Below are 16,674 nucleotides of genomic sequence, written 5' to 3'. Positions count from 1 at the left end.
ATTACGCTACACCAAGCAACCACTGGCTGTTGCACTTCGAACTTGAATCCGCCTGTTGTTTGATGAGAAGGGAATGTTATAAGCAATTTGTTTAGTGTACATCTGCTTTCTTGGCATAACGGCCAACCTTTATTGCGCGTGGTGCGCGAAGCCGTGTTCATGGGTGAGCAGGGCGTTTCTGCCGAGATGGAATGGGATGGGCTAGATGACGCCTGTCATCATGCACTGGCATTAAGTGCCACTGGTGATGCGATTGGTTGCGGGCGCATTTCCCCTGAAGGCCATATTGGACGCATAGCCGTGTTGCCAGCATGGCGTGGCAAACGGGTCGGCAGTTTATTACTGGAGTCGCTGCTTGATTATGCGCGCAGTCAGCATTATGCTCAGGTGGAATTAGGCGCTCAGATACAGGCTGTGCTGTTCTACCGGCGTTTTAATTTTACTGAGGTTGGTGAGATTTTCATGGACGCCAATATGCCGCACATCAAGATGCAGTTACGCTTAAAAAATTGCTAAAACCCGCCTGTAGTTCAATGAATTTACGCGCGTACTTTAATTGTGTTGTGATGGGCAGTTTCGTTCCATTGACAGTCCCTCCACATTTTTTGTTAATCAAAAAATGCTGTCCGCTTTTCTCGCCAAATCATATGACAGATTTCTAGTAAATCGGATAAGGCAATCTCATGAATCGTAGCGCCGCGCCTTGCAGAGATTTCCAGTGCACAGTTTGGTCTTTGTGGCTGCTAATCTGCACCACCGCCAGCATGTCGTAACCGCCGTCCGGAGCGGATGACGCGTTGACTACCATGCCACTGGCCTGTCCTTCCATGTCCGCGCTGTAGAGCTCGTCACCCGGTTGCGGTGGGGCATCGCTTTCGATATGCGCCAGATACATGCGTCGTTTGAGTTTGCCGAGATATTGCATGCGCGCCACAATTTCCTGGCCGGGATAGCAGCCCTTTTTGAAGTTCACGGCACCGATCAGTTCCATGTTGGCCATTTGTGGTACGAATTGCTCTTGGGTAGCCGGCAGAATCACTGGAATCCCATCATGGATCGTGAGCCAGTCCCAACATGGTGATCCAACCGGACGCCCGGCGACGATGAGTTTTTGCCATAGGGCGGGTGCATGTTCGATAGTTGTGTTGATTTGAAAGCGCTGTTCGCCGAGACGAATGACGCCAGTATCATTGTGTTCCGATACGCGATTGCCTACTTCTTCTGCGCCCCAAGGTTCTACCGGAACCGAGCCCAAGTATTCCCGCAGTTGTTCCTCCGAACCTTCTCCTGCCCAACCAAAACTGATCTGTTGATCGCTCACATCCTCAATTTTTACTTTGGAGCGCAGGATGTATTTGGATAGACGTTGCTGGATGTCGGCGCACAAACTGAGCGGCAACTGCAAGAAAAAAGCCTTGTCTGCGTCGTCAAGCACTCCTTTACGCCAGATAAGGAAGCTTGCCAGCATTCGTCCTTTTGGACTGTTCAGGCTGCTGAATTGGGCATGCCATGGAGTGACTTCACGCACATCGCTGCTAAGCAGGTTTTGCAGAAAGGTTTCAGCATCCTCACCAGACACTTTGAGTACGCCAAGCTGGCTTAAATAGCACAGCACCATGCCGTCTTGTGCGGCAGCGAGTTCGCCTTGCCCGGCGCCAAAATACCGCACTATGCCATCTTGTATTTCTGCACCTTGTTCCCGTAAATAATCTTGCCAAATCGAATTCATCTTGCTGCCCATTTATAAGTTTAAAGTGATCGTAACTTTACCACGAATAGCGGTATTTCGGATAAACTCTCGTGCCATGAAATACTTATATTACTTACCGCTGCTCCTGATGATTGCGGCCTGTGACGGTGGTTTGTGGAATAATCCCTACCCGGTCAGCGATAAGGGCAAGTCGATTTATTATTCTGCTTTTACCGAACGGCCTAAACATCTCGATCCGGCGTCAGCATATAGCGAGAATGAATATATTCTCCTTGCGCAGATATATCAACCGCCGTTGCAATATCATTTCCTGAAGCGTCCATACACGCTGGTGCCGCAGGCAGCCAGTAAAATGCCGGCAGTGAGTTATCTGGATAAAAATAACCAGCTGTTACCAGATGATGCACCTGCTGATAAGGTGGCGTTCAGTGTTTACGAAATTCATTTGCGTTCCGGTTTGAATTACCAGCCGCATCCGGCTTTTGCACGCGATGCCAAAGGTCAATTGGAATATCATGCGCTTACAAGCAATGATTTACGCAATATTCATGCACTGAATGATTTCCCGCATAGTGGTACGCGTGAAGTAAAAGCGGCGGATTATGTTTATCAGATCAAACGGCTAGCTCACCCGACCATACATTCGCCAATTGCAGGCCTTATGGTGGATTACATCGTCGGCCTTAAAGAATACATCGCAACTTTGCAGCAAGCTAAAAAAAAGAGCCCCAATACTTTCCTTGATCTCCACGACTATCCGCTGGAAGGTGTACAGGTAGTAGACGACCACACTTACCGTATCAAGATTTACGGTAAATATCCGCAGTTTGCTTATTGGTTGGCGATGACGTTTTTTTCACCAATGCCAGTGGAGGCCGAGCGCTTTTATGCGCAGGATGGAATGTCCGAACGCAATCTGGTTCTGGATTGGTGGCCGGTGGGCAGTGGGCCGTATTATCTATCGGAAAATGATCCCAACCAGCGTATGGTGCTGTCGCGCAATCCGCATTTCTCAGGCGAAGTTTATCCGACCGAAGGTGAAGTGGGGGATAAAGAAGCTGGGCTGCTGGCTGACGCGGGTAAACCTTTGCCATTAATTAGCAAAGTAGTGTTTAGTCTCGAGAAGGAAACCATTCCCTACTGGAATAAATTCCTGCAAGGTTATTACGATGCGGCAGGCATCAGTTCTGATAGTTTTGATCAAGCAGTACAGGTGAATGTTGGTGGCGAGACTAACGTTACAGACGAGATGAAAGTACAAGGCATTAAGCTTTCCACCTCGGTAGCTACCTCCACTTCGTATATGGGCTTCAACTGGCTCGATCCGGTTGTGGGCGGGCCGAGTGAACGTGCGACCAAGTTGCGTCGTGCCATTTCTATTGCGGTGGATTTCGAGGAATTCATTTCCATTTTCGCTAATGGCCGTGGCATTAGCGCGCAATCGCCGATTCCGCCTGGTATTTTCGGCTACCGCGAAGACGAGGCAGGCATCAATCATTACGTGTATGACTGGGTCAACGGTGCTACTCAGCGTAAATCAATTAATGAGGCAAAAAAGCTGCTGGCCGAAGCCGGTTACCCCGATGGTTTGGATGAAAAAACAAAACAACCGTTGATTATCTATCTTGATACTACCGCTACCGGCGTGGGCAGCAAGTCGCGTCTGGACTGGCTTCGTAAGCAACTCGACAAACTTAATTTACAACTGGTGGCACGCAGTACTGATTACAACCGCTTTCAGGATAAGTTACGTAAAGGCGATACGCAGATGTTTTATTTCGGCTGGAACGCTGATTATCCCGACCCGGAGAATTTTTTATTCTTGCTGCATGGTGCGCAGGGCAAGGTCGTGAAGGGCGGCGAGAACGCGTCGAACTACAATAGCCCGGAATATGACGGCCTGTTTGAGAAGATGAAGAACATGGAAAACGGCTCGGCACGCCAGGAAATAATTGATGAAATGCTGGAAATTTTGCGCCGCGATTCGCCATGGATATGGGGGCAGCATCCTAAGGATTATGTGCTACGCCATGCCTGGCTGCACAACAGCAAGCCCAATAAAATGGCAAATAACAATATCAAATATTTGCGCATAGATGCAGCACAGCGCGATGAACTGCGTAGCCGATGGAACCAGCCGAAGCTGTGGCCATTGTGGTTGATTGGTATCGCGCTTGCCTTGCTGGGCGGGTGGCTGTGGCGTGTGCTGCGGCAGCGAGAAGAGGCGCGATGATTATTTCATTTGTTTATACAATTAAAGCCGGGGCATAAAATACAATCTTAAGGGCGCCTCTAAAAATTCAAGTTTCTAGGCAAGACAAGGCACGAGAAAAAAATTTGAGTGCGGCATATACTTGATATGTAAGCGATAATTTTTTTCGAGTAACGCAGTATTGTGACGAAAATTGGATTTTTAGAGGCGCCCTTAATAATGATATGATGAAAAATGAAGGAATATGATTCTGGCGGATTCAATTACCTGGCCATAATAAACATTTAGATCAAGTATTAAAATGGAAGACAATTTTATAAGCATGCCTGATAAAACTTTAAGTTTTTTTGAGATATAACATGCAGGTGTGCGGCAACACCTTTTTTGCCGCAACGTAAAGAAAGGGAAAATTTTGAGCACTTTGAAAATAACAGCATCCAAGGTCGTGTTGATAGCAATTTTGGCTTCTGCACCAATTATTAGTCACGCTTATCCTACTGATCCAGAGGAGTGCTTGGCAGCAGAAGGAGTATGGATAGATTTTAAAACTACCCCTGCTGATGGCTGGTGCCGTGGGCCTAAAGCAACGCCTCTAGGGCCTATAATGGTCTGTGCAAAGGTTAAGGGGATTGAACGGAAAGTAGGTTCGGAGATGGAATGCTACCCGCGTGATGTGGAAAGACAAAAACTGTTGTTGGAGCATGATGTTCCAGTTAAAGCTCATGAATAAAATAATTAAAAATGGATGATTAGCTGAAAGGTAATGTTTTTATTTTATAAAAACATTACTAAATATCTTGAGGGGTACTTGATATTAATCGTGTTTGGCTTATGCTTATTTCTGGCTACTTCTGTTAACGTACGGACATATTCCTGTAATTTTCAGTAAATTATTGGTCAAGGTCGTTTTTTAGCTGCCCAATTTGTGCGTTTTACAGACGCTCAAAATGGCCAGCAAATGCATTATGGTACTCAAGAGTACCCTACAGCTCTCTCTAAATGATCGCATATCTTATCCGCCGCATTCTGTATGCTATCCCGATTTTGATCGGTGTGAACCTGCTTACCTTTTCTCTTTTTTTTGTGGTGAATACGGCGGACGATATGGCGCGGATGCAATTGGGCATGAAGCGCGTTACGCCTGAAGCGATCGAAAAGTGGAAGCAGCAGCATGGCTATGACAAACCGCTGCTATTTAATGCCCATGCAGAGGGCGCGAGAAAAATCAGCGATACGATTTTTTTCCAGAAGTCGGCCAGGATGTTTGCATTTGATTTTGGTTCATCCAACGACGGGCGTAATGTTGCGCGTGAAATTCAGACCCGGATGATGCCCAGCCTCGCAATTGCGTTGCCTACTTTCCTTATTGGTCTGCTCATCTACATTACTTTTGCGCTGCTGATGACATTGTTCAGAGCGACTGCGCTGGATATGCTGGGCGTGTCGCTATGTGTTTTGCTGATGTCCATATCCGGTCTGTTTTACATCATTGGCGGTCAGTTCGTGGCGAGTAAATTGTGGCACTGGGTGCCGATCTCTGGCTATGCGGGCGGCATAGACAGTATCAAGTTTGTGCTGCTGCCCGTATTGATTGGCGTAATGGGTAGTGTCGGTGCCAGTAGCCGTTGGTATCGAACGATTTTTTTGGAAGAGATCGGTAAGGACTATGTGCGAACCGCTCGCGCCAAGGGCTTGTCGGAATTGCGCGTGTTATTCCGTCACGTGCTGAAGAATGCAATGATCCCGATTTTAACCGGTGTGGTGGTAGTCATTCCGCTGCTATTCATGGGCAGCTTACTGACCGAATCATTCTTCGGTATCCCCGGTTTGGGCAGTTACACAATAGACGCAATCAATGCGCAGGACTTCGGTGTGGTGCGTGCCATGGTATTTCTTGGTTCGATGTTGTATATCGCTGGTTTAGTTTTGACAGATATCTCGTATACCATCGTTGACCCGCGAGTGAGGTTGCAATGAGTGCCTTTATAAACATATTTCCCGTCCGCAATGAGTCATTCGATAAGCTCAGATCGAGCTTAATGTGTGAAGCAAGCTGCCCATGTTTCAATTCCATTCTATGCTCAGAACGAGCGATTTTCAGTACTCAATGTCGGGGTGAGTAATATGCCCGTAATTCTTTGGACAGATGCGATGATCTTCCTGCTGCTCGCAACAATTCTTGCTGCGGCATTGTGGATACGTAAGCGTCCTCATCTTGTTCTACCTTGGCATCGCGTGGCTAAGGGCAGTGTGGGCATGGTGTCGCTGCTGCTGCTGTCGTTATTCGTGTTGGTGGGGTTGCTCGATACCATGCATTACCGCGCGGCGCTGCCGGAGAAGAGCAATGGCCAGACAGTGTATTCGGCCGAGGTGCTGAGTGTCTTCGATGCACTTGCCAAAGGCATTAAGAGTCGTAGCGAGAAAACATATTCTGCGCCACTGGCGGCGTATCTGTATGCCAAGGAAAGTATGGAAACGCCGGATGGCAAGATACTTCGAGATTATCCGCGCTTGCGTTACGGTGGTGTCCATCTGGCCGATCCACAGCGCGAACTTCTGGGCGATGTGCTTAAACGCACAGTGATTGGTGCTTTAGAGGGGCTGATAATTGGTGTGTTATTGATTGCAGTCAGTAATATGTTATTCCATTTTTTCATCAAACTCAGGACAGGCCGGTTATCGACCGTACCGGAAATCAGTAAAGATAACTGGATTTTCACCTTTACGAGAGCGATGAAAAACAGGCCATTCAGAGCATTGCTGATAACGGCTTTGTTAATTGCCATGCTGTTTGGCATGACTATCAATCTGGCCGCGGTTTACCACGTTCTGGGTACTGACAAAGTGGGGCAGGATGTACTGTATCTCGCGCTGAAAAGTATTCGCACCGGGCTTGTGATCGGCACTGTCACCACGCTGGTGATGTTGCCATTTGCATTGCTGCTGGGCATTGCGGCAGGATACTTGCGCGGCTGGGTGGATGATGTGATCCAGTATCTTTATACCGTTCTAAGTTCTATTCCCAGCGTGTTGTTGATTGCGGCAGCAGTATTAATGATGCAGGTTTATATAGAGATGCATCCTGAGTGGTTTGAGACTTCTGCTGCACGCGCAGATTTACGCTTATTGTTTTTGTGCCTGATCCTCGGTGTGACCAGTTGGACCGGGCTATGTCGCCTGCTACGTGGCGAGACACTTAAGTTGCGAGAGCTGGAATATATCCAGGCAGCACAGGCATTCGGCGTTTCAACTTCTCGCATTCTTACTCGCCACATCGTGCCAAACGTGATGCACATCGTATTGATTGCGGTGGTGATGGATTTCAGCAGCTTGGTACTGGCCGAAGCGGTGTTATCTTATGTCGGTGTGGGGGTTGACCCTAGTACGATGAGCTTTGGCACGTTGATAAACTCCGCCCGCCTGGAGATGGGGCGTGAGCCGATGGTGTGGTGGACACTGGCGGCTGCGTTCGGATTCATGCTGGTGCTGGTGTTGGCCGCCAATCTGTTTGCTGATGCGGTACGCGATGCGTTTGATCCGCGCTTGAATAGGACTGAGGCGGTTGCATGAAATCTGACCTCTCTCTCAACCCCCTTCCCAGCGCTCCTCCAGAAATTGGACGGGGGGAATTTATACTGAATGTAGATGGCTTGGTGACGCGGCTGAACAATGGTGCGCGCATTGTGGATGACATATCGTTCAGTATTAAACAGGGCGAGACCTTTGCGCTGCTTGGCGAATCCGGCTGTGGCAAATCCATGACGGCGTTATCACTGATGCGTTTGCTGCCGGATGGAATACGCATCGCAAGCGGTGATATTAAACTTGACGAAGAAGATATTTTGGCGCTGCCAGAATATGCCATGCGCAAGGTGCGCGGTGGTCAGATGGCAATGATTTTTCAGGAGCCTGGGTTGAGCTTGAACCCAGTGATGACGGTTGGCGACCAGATTGCCGAGGCACTGAAATTGCATCAAAAACTGCGCGGCGATGAAATTCGTCCGCGTTGTGTTGAATTGCTGGAACAAGTGGGTATTTCCGATGCGTTTCGCCGTGCGAATGAATATCCATTCCAACTTTCCGGTGGCATGAAACAACGCGTAATGATTGCAATGGCACTGGCCGGACAACCAAAGTTGTTGATCGCAGACGAACCAACTACCGCTCTGGACGTGACCATACAAGCGCAGGTGCTTAAACTGCTGCGCGATACGCAGCAGAAAACCGGTATGGCGTTGTTGCTGATTACACATGATCTGGGCGTAGTAGCTCAAATGGCACATCAGGTCGGTGTGATGTATGCCGGACAAATTATCGAGCAGGCGCCGCGCGAACAATTATTCGCGCGTCCCGCTCATCCCTATACGCAAAAACTATTTGCCGCATTGCCGGATGCTGGACGCAGTGGGCAACCATTAGCGGCCATTCCGGGCAATGTCCCCCCATTGGGCGCGTCACTTGCAGCTTGCAGATTTGCTCCGCGCTGCGATAAAGCTTGGGCGCTGTGCCACGACCAGGTGCCGGAGTGGACGCAGCTGGAAAACGGGCAGGGGGTAAGGTGCCATCTGTACACATCGCAAATAGGGAGTGATAAATTAAACTTGAACGTGCCTCTCTCTCCCGGATCTTCTACCGCAAGTGGGGAAGTGGCTGGGGAAGAGGGGAGTGACTCTTCACTTTTGCAAGTTGAAAACCTGCAAGTCCATTTCCCCATCCACAAAGGCATATTGAAGCGCACAGTAGGTCACGTTAAAGCGGTTGATGGAGTGTCCATGAACATTCCAGCGGGGCGTACGTTGGCGCTGGTGGGTGAATCCGGTTGCGGCAAAACCACGGTGGGCAAGGCGCTGCTGCAACTCATTACACCTACCGCAGGCAGCGTGCGTTTTGCGGGCCATGAACTCATAGGCATCAGTGCGCGGCAATTGCGCAAACAGCGTGCCGGAATGCAAATGATATTTCAGGATCCCTATGCATCGTTGAACCCCAAGATGCGCGTAGCAGAAATTTTGCAAGAGGGCATGGATGCGCTGTCTATCGCCAACAATAGCGATGAGCGGCAACGCCGCATAGATGAATTGCTGGAACAAGTTGGGCTGGAGAAAGCTTCCAAGTGGCGATATCCGCATGAGTTTTCCGGTGGGCAGCGGCAGCGTATCGCTATCGCCCGGGTGCTGGCAGTTAATCCGAATCTGCTGATTTGCGATGAACCGACCAGCGCGCTGGATGTTTCGGTGCAGGCACAAATTTTGAATTTGCTGAAATCATTGCAGCAGCAACTAGGATTAAGCTACCTGTTTATTTCGCACAATCTGGCGGTGGTGGAATATCTCGCGCACGAGGTATATGTGATGTATTTGGGACGTATCGTCGAGCGCGGCACGGTGAAGGAAGTATTGCATGCCCCCAAACATCCTTATACTCAGGCATTGCTGTCTGCAGTACCGAGAATAGATGGTCAGGGCATGAAAACTGTTCGCCTGGCTGGGGAAACGCCTTCTCCCTCCAATCCACCGCAGGGCTGTCATTTTCACACGCGTTGCGCACATGCCATGGCGGAATGCCACAAAGAATATCCAGGTGAGACGATAATTACCGCCACGCACCGCGTGCATTGTTATCTGGCGGCGGAGTAAAGGTTACGCAATTCGCACCATTATAAGCATGACGCCCATGCTGAATTTAAAAAAATGGGGGAAGTAAAATGTAGGGGGGGAAAGTTTAAGGATATTGAGCAATGCGTTGAGTCTTGTGCATAAACTTCTTCTTCCTTTTACTGGCCATGCCAAGTTTGTCGCGGTACTTATCAGCACTGGATATGCGAGGCAATTTGTCGAGTTGTGCGATGAAAATGTGCTGACCTGGGCTGAGTGTTTTTACGTTGTTATTCCAGCCTTGCAGCTTTTCCACACTCACCTTGTAGAGGCGAGAAATAGCGCTCAGAGTGTCACCTTTACGCACCGTGTATCTAACAGTATTCCCAAGCAACTGGTTGGCGAGGGCAGGGCGTGTATTAAATGCCTCGAATTCATTTTCTGCATTCTTACCATTAAGTGGTACCAGTAACATTTGCCCGGTACTCACCTTGAGTCGCGTTGACAGGCCGTTGGTGGATCGAAGTGTCTCTGGTGACAGACCGAAGCGTGTCGCGAGTTCATTTAAGTGTTCACCTTTCCTGCTCTTGTAAGCCTGCCATGATACGAGTGGCAGGCTGTTGCTTGCCAGATTGGCGCGAAAGGTTTCCACTTTGTCCACGGGTAGCAATAGTACCTCGGAATTTTCTTGCAGGATAACCGGACGGTTGTGGGCGGGATTCAGCGCGCGGAATTCATCCAGCGTAACGTCCGCCAACCCTGCGGCAAGTTCCATATCAATATTTTTTGACGTACTGACAGCAACGAAATACGGCTGATCCGGAACGGGATGTAGCACCAGGCCGAAGCTGGCTGGATCGCCGATAATATTCTTTATCGCTTGCAGCTTGGGTATGTAGTTGCGTGTTTCGGATGGCATTTTCAGGCTGGCGTAATTCGCCGGCAGACCCAGTTTGCGGTTATGTGCGAGCGCCCGCTGTACTGCGCCTTCGCCCCAGTTGTAAGCGGCAAGTGCCAATTCCCAATCGCCGAACATGCCATGCAGCTTTTGCAGGTAGTCGAGTGCGCCGAGGGTCGCGCTGATAATATTGCGCCGCCCGTCATACCACCAATTCTGTTGCATGCCAAAATGCTTGCCAGTAGACGGGATGAACTGCCAGATGCCAGTGGCGCTAGCGGTGGAAGATCCCCCTGGATTAAACGCGCTTTCGATCATGGGTAGCAGTGCAATTTCCGATGGCATTCCGCGCCGCTCGACTTCTTCCACAATAAAGTGGAGATAGCGCTGCCCACGCTCGGTCATTCGTTGCATATAGTCCGGACGTTTTGCATACCATTGCTCGTGGTTCGCCACTAGCGGGCTATTCAATTTGCGCAACGCGTAACCATTACGGATGCGTTGCCATAAGTCGTTTTGTGCAAGGTTAGGGTCGACGGTGAGTGTGAGATCGGGGCCAGCGGAAGCAGTGGAAAGTTGTGGTATGGAATCTGCTTGTAAGGCATCGAGCGCGCTATTCAATAGAACTTTACCCTCCGCATGAACCGCAGACATTGCGGTAAGCGCAATGCAAGCGGAAAAAACGAATAAGTAAAGTTTGTTTAGCTGCACTGGCAATGTCCTACAGAAATAAAATTATGTCGAGGGTTGCCGGTGGTGAAAGGGAGCTTTAATTATTGATCAAGCCAGCTTTCTACAGCAGCATTACGGGACAACGGAGTTATTGAGATTGCTATTCGCTTGAATTGGTTATGTTTGAAGCTTGTTCCCTTGCTTTAATAAGTGCTTGTTCGGCTAACATTATATTGCGGCTTTTCGGTGTTTCCAGGCTGATGCGTCCAAGTGCTCCTGTGCGGTAATCCTGTAGCAGCATGAGAGCAGCTTTTTCCAGATCTGGAACACCCCCTTTGAGCAGATAACCGCGCCGTTTTGCGACTGCTTCGACAATGCCCACACCATCCAGACCTTCAACGGAGAATCCGTAACGGTTTGCAAGCAGGTTGGGGTAGCATGCCAGCAGAATGTCGCCCAGAAAACTGGCCACTTCTTCGTCGATTATGGCATTTCGCCCTACCGCGTGGCTTGCGGCCAGCATGAGGCCGTCGCTGTCATACTCAATCTTTGGCCACATTAGCCCCGGCGTATCGATCAGCGTCATCCGTTCATTCAGGTCGAATCCCTGCTGATTTTTGGTCACTGCCGGCTCGTCACCTACAGCTGCCACCCGGCGTTTCAGCAGCGCATTTATCAGTGTGGATTTCCCTACATTGGGGATGCCCATGATCATCATGCGCAACGGTTTAAGTCTGATATCACGATGCGGGGCGAGCATCTCGCACAAACCTGGAATCTTGGCGACATCTCCCGGTTTTTTGCAGGATAGCGCTACGGCCTTAATTCCTTTCTGTTCATTGTAGAAGTTCAGCCAGGCAGTAGTGACAGCAGGATCCGCCAGATCGGATTTATTGAGGATTTTCAGGCAGGGCCGCTGGCGATGCAAGCGCAACTCCTTAATGACAGGATTGCTGCCTGCTTCCGGCACGCGTGCATCCAGCACTTCTATTATCACATCGATGCGTTCCATGGTTTCGGCTGCTTTTTTGCGCGCCGAAACCATGTGACCGGGAAACCACTGAATGGACATTCGTAATCAACTATCTAACTAAAGGTGCATTTTACTCTTCGCTGACTGATACGTCATGTTTGTCGTTACTTAATGTTCAGGGTGCGACGACTGTAACCTGAAAACGGATTCCCTCTAGATTACTGGTGGATTGCATTCTACGAAGTTTGATTTAAACGAGCAAAAATCAAGAAGTTTGACTTATGGGGTTGGGTTCCCTATCCTAATTCATAATTGCTGTCGGCAAAAATTACAAAAACCAATACCCAAGGACAGAACGTGCTTTTCAATTCTTACGCATTTCTTTTTCTTTTCCTGCCGGTCACGTTTCTTGGCTTTTTCCAAATTGGCCGATACAGTTGGCCTCTCGCTGCATTGTGGTTGTTTGCGGCGTCACTGTTTTTCTACGGCTGGTGGAATCCCGCCTATGTCGGATTATTGCTGGCTTCCATACTCTTTAATTACGCAGTCGGCATGGCGCTCTCCAAGGAGCATGCACATGGTCATGTCAATCGCAAAAAGTGGATTCTCGGCCTAGGCATCGCCGCCGATCTGGGCCTGCTTGGGTACTACAAATACGCCAATTTCTTTGTTGAAAATGCTAATACCGCGTTGAACTTGGGCTGGCAGATCGAACCTATCATCCTGCCCTTGGGCATTTCCTTCTTTACCTTCACACAGATTGCATTTCTGGTGGATGCCTATCGCGGAGAAGTGAAAGAAGCCAACTTCATCCACTATGGGTTGTTCGTAACCTACTTCCCCCATCTGATCGCCGGGCCGGTTCTGCACCACAAGGAAATGATGCCGCAGTTCGCGCTTCCGGCCACCTATCGGGTAGATTGGGAAAACCTGTCAGTCGGCCTGACTATCTTCAGCATTGGCCTGTTCAAAAAGGTGGTGCTGGCCGATGGCATCGCCCCTTTCGCCAGCTCGGTATTCACAGCCGCTGCCGATGGCGGTACGAGCACCTTCTTGGAAGCATGGGGCGGGGCATTAGCTTATACCTTCCAGCTTTATTTCGACTTCTCTGGCTATTCCGACATGGCCATCGGCATTTCCCGTCTGTTCGGCGTGAAGCTGCCGCTCAACTTCAACTCGCCATACAAAGCGGTGAACATCATCGAATTCTGGCGGCGCTGGCACATGACTCTATCTCGCTTCCTGCGAGACTATCTGTACTTCGCGCTTGGAGGTAACCGCAAAGGCCCTGCGCGACGCTACTTCAATCTGTTCGCCACCATGCTGTTGGGCGGCCTATGGCATGGGGCTGGCTGGACATTCATAATGTGGGGTGCGCTGCATGGCCTTTATCTGGTCATCAATCATGCCTGGCACCAAGTGCGTAAGGCATTGGGACACGACTTGAAGCGCAGCACTTCGCCTGGACGTTTCGCCGGTATGACGCTGACCTTTCTTGTTGTCGTTATAGGTTGGGTATTCTTTCGTGCCAAAAATTTTGATGCTGCACTTTCTATACTGAGTGGCATGGCCGGTTTGAATGGCGCAATCCTACCCGGCAGTTGGTACGGACTGTTCCACTGGCGGCTGGTGGAGCTTATGGGGAGTTTGGGAATTCACTTTGGACCGCTTCCAGCAATCGATGGAAAGGTTGACATGATGATAGGGTGGATCGTAGCCCTGTGGGCGCTAGCTTGGCTGGCGCCAAATACCCAGCAGATCATGGCAAACTTCAAGCCGGCGTTAGAGAACGTTACGCCAACTAAATGGCTGCGCTGGCAGCCGGACAAGCTTTGGCTAACCACCATTGGAATGTGCTTGCTTTACGCAGTAACCGAGATGGGGAAGGTTAGTGAGTTCTTATATTTCCAGTTTTGAATCTCATCGCCGCTTTGTTCTGGGGTTGCTCGCTCTGGTGCTGGTTCTGGCGTTTGGATTGTTTTGTTTGGGTGTGTATCTACAGCCGCTATCCGGTGACCTGACACGTATTGGCTCTTACGCGGAAAAGGATTTCGGATGGAACAAGCCACAGTTGGAGTTCCAGCCGCCATTGTCTGAGATTGGGCGATATGAGCATTATTACGATGTGGTGGTGCTAGGTGATTCTTTTTCTACTGGAAGACCACATCTCCGCTGGCAAAACTATCTTGTTGCAGCTAAAGGTTGGTCGATAGCCACGCTGGATACCAACAAAATACATGTAGAACAGATCCTCGAAAATCCTGTCTTCCGCAAAACACCGCCCAAGATTTTTATTCTCGAAAATGTGGAGCGCGATCTTCCTTTGCTGATCAAGCATGACCAGTCTTGCGATGCAACCGACTTGCTCAAGCGAGTCGGCGTAACTACTAGACCTTCGCCTGTTACAGCGCCTTTTCATGTGAGAAAATTCCAAGGTCTTGCAAATTATGTCAAGCGAGAGACTGCTTGGTACGACATTAAGCTGGGATACGTTCGGGACTATCTCTGGAATAGCCTCCTGCGTAAGTTACTTGGGGATGCACACACAGATGCAGTGAAGGTAGGGTTGGAAAAAAAAGCGCCGTTTTCTAGTGTTAATCAACAAGCATTGTTAGTTTATAAAGATGACTTACGGAAAGTGGCTTGGTGGCGTAAAATGAATACGCAAGAAATAAGCTGTCAATTCGAGAAGATACGCAAGCAGGTCGAAGCAAATGGACAAACCCGGTTTGTTCTCATGGTAGCCCCCGACAAGTTAACAGCCTACGCTGACTTCCTTCTCGACAAAGGTTTGCGTGATATTAGCGCCCTCTCCGAGCTTTCTGGTCATCTCCCTGGAGTGATGCCGCGCCTTGACCAGGCACTGATCTCTGCCATCCGCGAGGGAGAGCAGGACGTCTACCTACCTGACGACACCCACTGGGGTTCAAGCGGCAACCTGATCGCTGCTGAAACACTGCTTACTTTTCTGCTGAATCCTTGATTAACCCTTATAACGGGTGTTGTTGAATCTATAAAGAGACACGTTAATAGCAGCGTGGCACCGTTGCTCCGTCCATGTTGTGAGCATAGTCAAACCGCTTGAGCACACACTCTATAAACCGGTTCCGTTCCGCTTTGGGTACCCGGAACGTAACCTGCGTTGTTCCATCCGGAAATGCCTTTACTTGCATCAAGGTTTGCAGCCGTATTCCATTTATGTCGCTCATACATGCTGCGTCAGCTTATGTCAAAGCACTCGTCGCCAGCGTACGCGCGGGTTTGCAGCATTTTCGAGCAACTACGTCTCAATTGCTTCCTGTCCAGCGATGGAAGGCGCTGGCCTGCTATATCGTTGAAAAAATTACTGCGCCAACGCCTAAATACTACCAAAACGCCTGCGCTACTAGTCTTGGCATCGGGCTAACTGAGAAATATAGGATAATATTAGCAACGACGTTGCAGTCATGTCATTTGAGCGCAAAGATTAAGATAAAGTTGTTCTATCTACTCAGCCACAGCTCGGAACTGAATCTGGAAGAGTCGCTCAACACCGACTTGAAGCACGCCATTTGTTCAAAAGTTCCAGCGCACATCAAGGCCAAGCTGAAAGCCGCGGCAACAACAGAGCATATGCAGACATTGGAGCAATCACTTGAGCGCGTCAAAAAACTTCCAGCATCATCGCGTAAAATATGCCGTATGAATACTTCAAATTTCAGCAGGCCGGATCAATAGTTAAACATTGAATTAACACTTCACGCATTGTAATGTAGTGTGTCTTCATTAAGTATAAGTTCAGCAGGGTATTTATTTAGAGGAGATTAAATGAGAACGCATACCAAAGAAACTCAAGCATCTCTTACACCGGAGATGGCATTTCAAATTCTTAAAGAGGGAAATGAACGTTTTGCACAAAATCTCACTATCAACCGCGATCTGTTAGAACAATTAAAAGAAGCTTCAGAAGGGCAGTTCCCTTTTGCCGTGGTTTTGAGTTGCATCGATTCGAGGACATCAGCTGAACTAATTTTCGATCAAGGCTTAGGGGATCTCTTCAGCATTCGGATAGCAGGAAACATAGCTAACGAAGATATTCTTGGCAGTATGGAGTTCGCTTGCAAAATCGCAGGAGCGAAAATAATCGTTGTGTTAGGACATAGCGGTTGCGGCGCGATCATGGCCGCATGCGACGATATCAAGTTTGGTAACTTTACCGCTCTAATTAACAAACTTAAGCTAGCAGTGACGCGTGTTCGCGAGCCAACAACAGAGCGCAACTCTCAAAATTCAGAGTTTGTAGAGAAGGTTGCCATGGCCAATGTATTCCAGACGATTGCCAACATTAAACACCGGAGCTCAGTTCTGCGGGAGATGCTGGAGAATTACCAGATAGCAATTGTGGGCGGTATGTATGACACTCAAACAGGAAAAATTGAGTTTTATCAATGATCATATGTAGCCATTCAAGACCAGTTTAATTTGTTGTGTCTGTACTATAAACCTTGCTATAGAGTCGGCCATTAAATAGTACGATTCTTTATACCCGCGAAGGCCGGAATCTGTATGTTCTATCAATTTATTTGATGTCCGGCTCTATAAGTCTAATTTTTCATGGCCATCTTGCGTAACACA

Annotated in this window: 13 protein-coding genes and 1 pseudogene; 10 read left to right on the top strand and 4 right to left on the bottom strand. The window is 49.0% G+C overall.

What is annotated here, in order from left to right; genetic code table 11:
- The first annotated feature begins 87 nt into the window (after positions 1-87).
- Positions 88-516 (top strand): GNAT family N-acetyltransferase, encoded by a 429-nt coding sequence (locus tag MJ768_RS03130; RefSeq protein WP_239287897.1) that lies wholly within the window; start codon positions 88-90, stop codon positions 514-516.
- Positions 517-658: 142 nt separating this feature from the next.
- Here the strand turns inward: MJ768_RS03130 and ygfZ are convergent, their stop codons facing one another.
- Complete coding sequence (gene ygfZ / locus MJ768_RS03125; RefSeq protein ID WP_239287896.1) at positions 659-1,729, bottom strand: CAF17-like 4Fe-4S cluster assembly/insertion protein YgfZ; 1,071 nt, start codon at positions 1,727-1,729, stop codon at positions 659-661.
- Positions 1,730-1,805: 76 nt separating this feature from the next.
- Between ygfZ and MJ768_RS03120 the strand changes: the two genes are divergently transcribed.
- The 5 genes from MJ768_RS03120 to MJ768_RS03100 all read left to right on the top strand — a co-directional run bounded on the left by MJ768_RS03120 (position 1,806) and on the right by MJ768_RS03100 (position 9,559).
- Complete coding sequence (locus tag MJ768_RS03120; RefSeq protein WP_239287895.1) at positions 1,806-3,944, top strand: ABC transporter substrate-binding protein; 2,139 nt, start codon at positions 1,806-1,808, stop codon at positions 3,942-3,944.
- Between the two features lie 391 nt (positions 3,945-4,335).
- Positions 4,336-4,653 carry a hypothetical protein gene (locus tag MJ768_RS03115; RefSeq protein WP_239287894.1) on the top strand — a complete coding sequence of 106 codons (318 nt, stop codon included), beginning with the start codon at positions 4,336-4,338 and terminating at the stop codon, positions 4,651-4,653.
- 269 nt (positions 4,654-4,922) lie between these two features.
- The gene (locus MJ768_RS03110; protein ID WP_239287892.1) at positions 4,923-5,900 is read left to right on the top strand and encodes an ABC transporter permease; all 978 of its coding nucleotides are present in this window, start codon (positions 4,923-4,925) and stop codon (positions 5,898-5,900) included.
- Positions 5,901-6,047: 147 nt separating this feature from the next.
- Complete coding sequence (locus tag MJ768_RS03105) at positions 6,048-7,493, top strand: ABC transporter permease (RefSeq protein ID WP_445082963.1); 1,446 nt, start codon at positions 6,048-6,050, stop codon at positions 7,491-7,493.
- Positions 7,490-9,559, top strand: coding sequence for an ABC transporter ATP-binding protein (locus MJ768_RS03100; RefSeq protein WP_239287890.1), 2,070 nt, complete (start codon positions 7,490-7,492; stop codon positions 9,557-9,559). The genes MJ768_RS03105 and MJ768_RS03100 overlap by 4 nt, the downstream gene beginning before the upstream one ends.
- Before the next feature lie 85 nt (positions 9,560-9,644).
- Here MJ768_RS03100 and MJ768_RS03095 read toward each other — a convergent pair whose 3' ends face one another.
- Positions 9,645-11,069, bottom strand: a complete 1,425-nt coding sequence (locus tag MJ768_RS03095) for a transglycosylase SLT domain-containing protein (RefSeq protein ID WP_239287888.1) — start codon at positions 11,067-11,069, stop codon at positions 9,645-9,647.
- Between the two features lie 178 nt (positions 11,070-11,247).
- A complete protein-coding gene (gene ylqF, locus MJ768_RS03090; protein WP_239287887.1) occupies positions 11,248-12,159 on the bottom strand; it encodes a ribosome biogenesis GTPase YlqF in 912 nt (303 codons plus the stop codon).
- 258 nt (positions 12,160-12,417) lie between these two features.
- Here ylqF and MJ768_RS03085 point away from each other — a divergent pair, with 258 nt between their 5' ends.
- Both MJ768_RS03085 and MJ768_RS03080 read left to right on the top strand, forming a co-directional pair.
- Positions 12,418-13,977 carry an MBOAT family O-acyltransferase gene (locus MJ768_RS03085; protein ID WP_239287886.1) on the top strand — a complete coding sequence of 520 codons (1,560 nt, stop codon included), beginning with the start codon at positions 12,418-12,420 and terminating at the stop codon, positions 13,975-13,977.
- Positions 13,952-15,043, top strand: a complete 1,092-nt coding sequence (locus MJ768_RS03080) for a hypothetical protein (protein ID WP_239287885.1) — start codon at positions 13,952-13,954, stop codon at positions 15,041-15,043. Before MJ768_RS03085 ends, MJ768_RS03080 begins: the two co-directional genes overlap by 26 nt.
- Before the next feature lie 43 nt (positions 15,044-15,086).
- Here MJ768_RS03080 and MJ768_RS03075 read toward each other — a convergent pair whose 3' ends face one another.
- Entirely contained in the window at positions 15,087-15,269 is a 183-nt protein-coding gene (locus tag MJ768_RS03075; RefSeq protein WP_239287884.1) for a hypothetical protein, read from the bottom strand.
- A 253-nt stretch (positions 15,270-15,522) separates the two neighbouring features.
- Here MJ768_RS03075 and MJ768_RS03070 point away from each other — a divergent pair.
- Together MJ768_RS03070 and MJ768_RS03065 are read left to right on the top strand one after the other, a co-directional pair.
- Positions 15,523-15,777 (top strand): annotated as a pseudogene (locus tag MJ768_RS03070) (hypothetical protein); the annotation flags it as partial.
- 90 nt (positions 15,778-15,867) lie between these two features.
- Entirely contained in the window at positions 15,868-16,491 is a 624-nt protein-coding gene (locus MJ768_RS03065; RefSeq protein WP_239287883.1) for a carbonic anhydrase family protein, read from the top strand.
- Positions 16,492-16,674: the final 183 nt, after the last annotated feature.

This window comes from Candidatus Nitrotoga sp. 1052 (assembly GCF_927312905.1).
GTDB lineage: Bacteria > Pseudomonadota > Gammaproteobacteria > Burkholderiales > Gallionellaceae > Nitrotoga.
This window is presented reverse-complemented; position numbering and strand designations above follow the sequence as displayed.

What these genes read in the sequence shown, in the direction of transcription:
- ygfZ (WP_239287896.1), bottom strand. Translation starts at nt 1,729, where the DNA reads ATGAATTCGATTTGGCAAGATTATTTACGGGAACAAGGTGCAGAAATA.
- MJ768_RS03120 (WP_239287895.1), top strand. Translation starts at nt 1,806, where the DNA reads ATGAAATACTTATATTACTTACCGCTGCTCCTGATGATTGCGGCCTGT.
- MJ768_RS03110 (WP_239287892.1), top strand. Translation starts at nt 4,923, where the DNA reads ATGATCGCATATCTTATCCGCCGCATTCTGTATGCTATCCCGATTTTG.
- MJ768_RS03105 (WP_445082963.1), top strand. Translation starts at nt 6,048, where the DNA reads ATGCCCGTAATTCTTTGGACAGATGCGATGATCTTCCTGCTGCTCGCA.
- MJ768_RS03100 (WP_239287890.1), top strand. Translation starts at nt 7,490, where the DNA reads ATGAAATCTGACCTCTCTCTCAACCCCCTTCCCAGCGCTCCTCCAGAA.
- MJ768_RS03095 (WP_239287888.1), bottom strand. Translation starts at nt 11,069, where the DNA reads ATGTCTGCGGTTCATGCGGAGGGTAAAGTTCTATTGAATAGCGCGCTC.
- ylqF (WP_239287887.1), bottom strand. Translation starts at nt 12,159, where the DNA reads ATGTCCATTCAGTGGTTTCCCGGTCACATGGTTTCGGCGCGCAAAAAA.
- MJ768_RS03075 (WP_239287884.1), bottom strand. Translation starts at nt 15,269, where the DNA reads ATGAGCGACATAAATGGAATACGGCTGCAAACCTTGATGCAAGTAAAG.
- MJ768_RS03065 (WP_239287883.1), top strand. Translation starts at nt 15,868, where the DNA reads ATGAGAACGCATACCAAAGAAACTCAAGCATCTCTTACACCGGAGATG.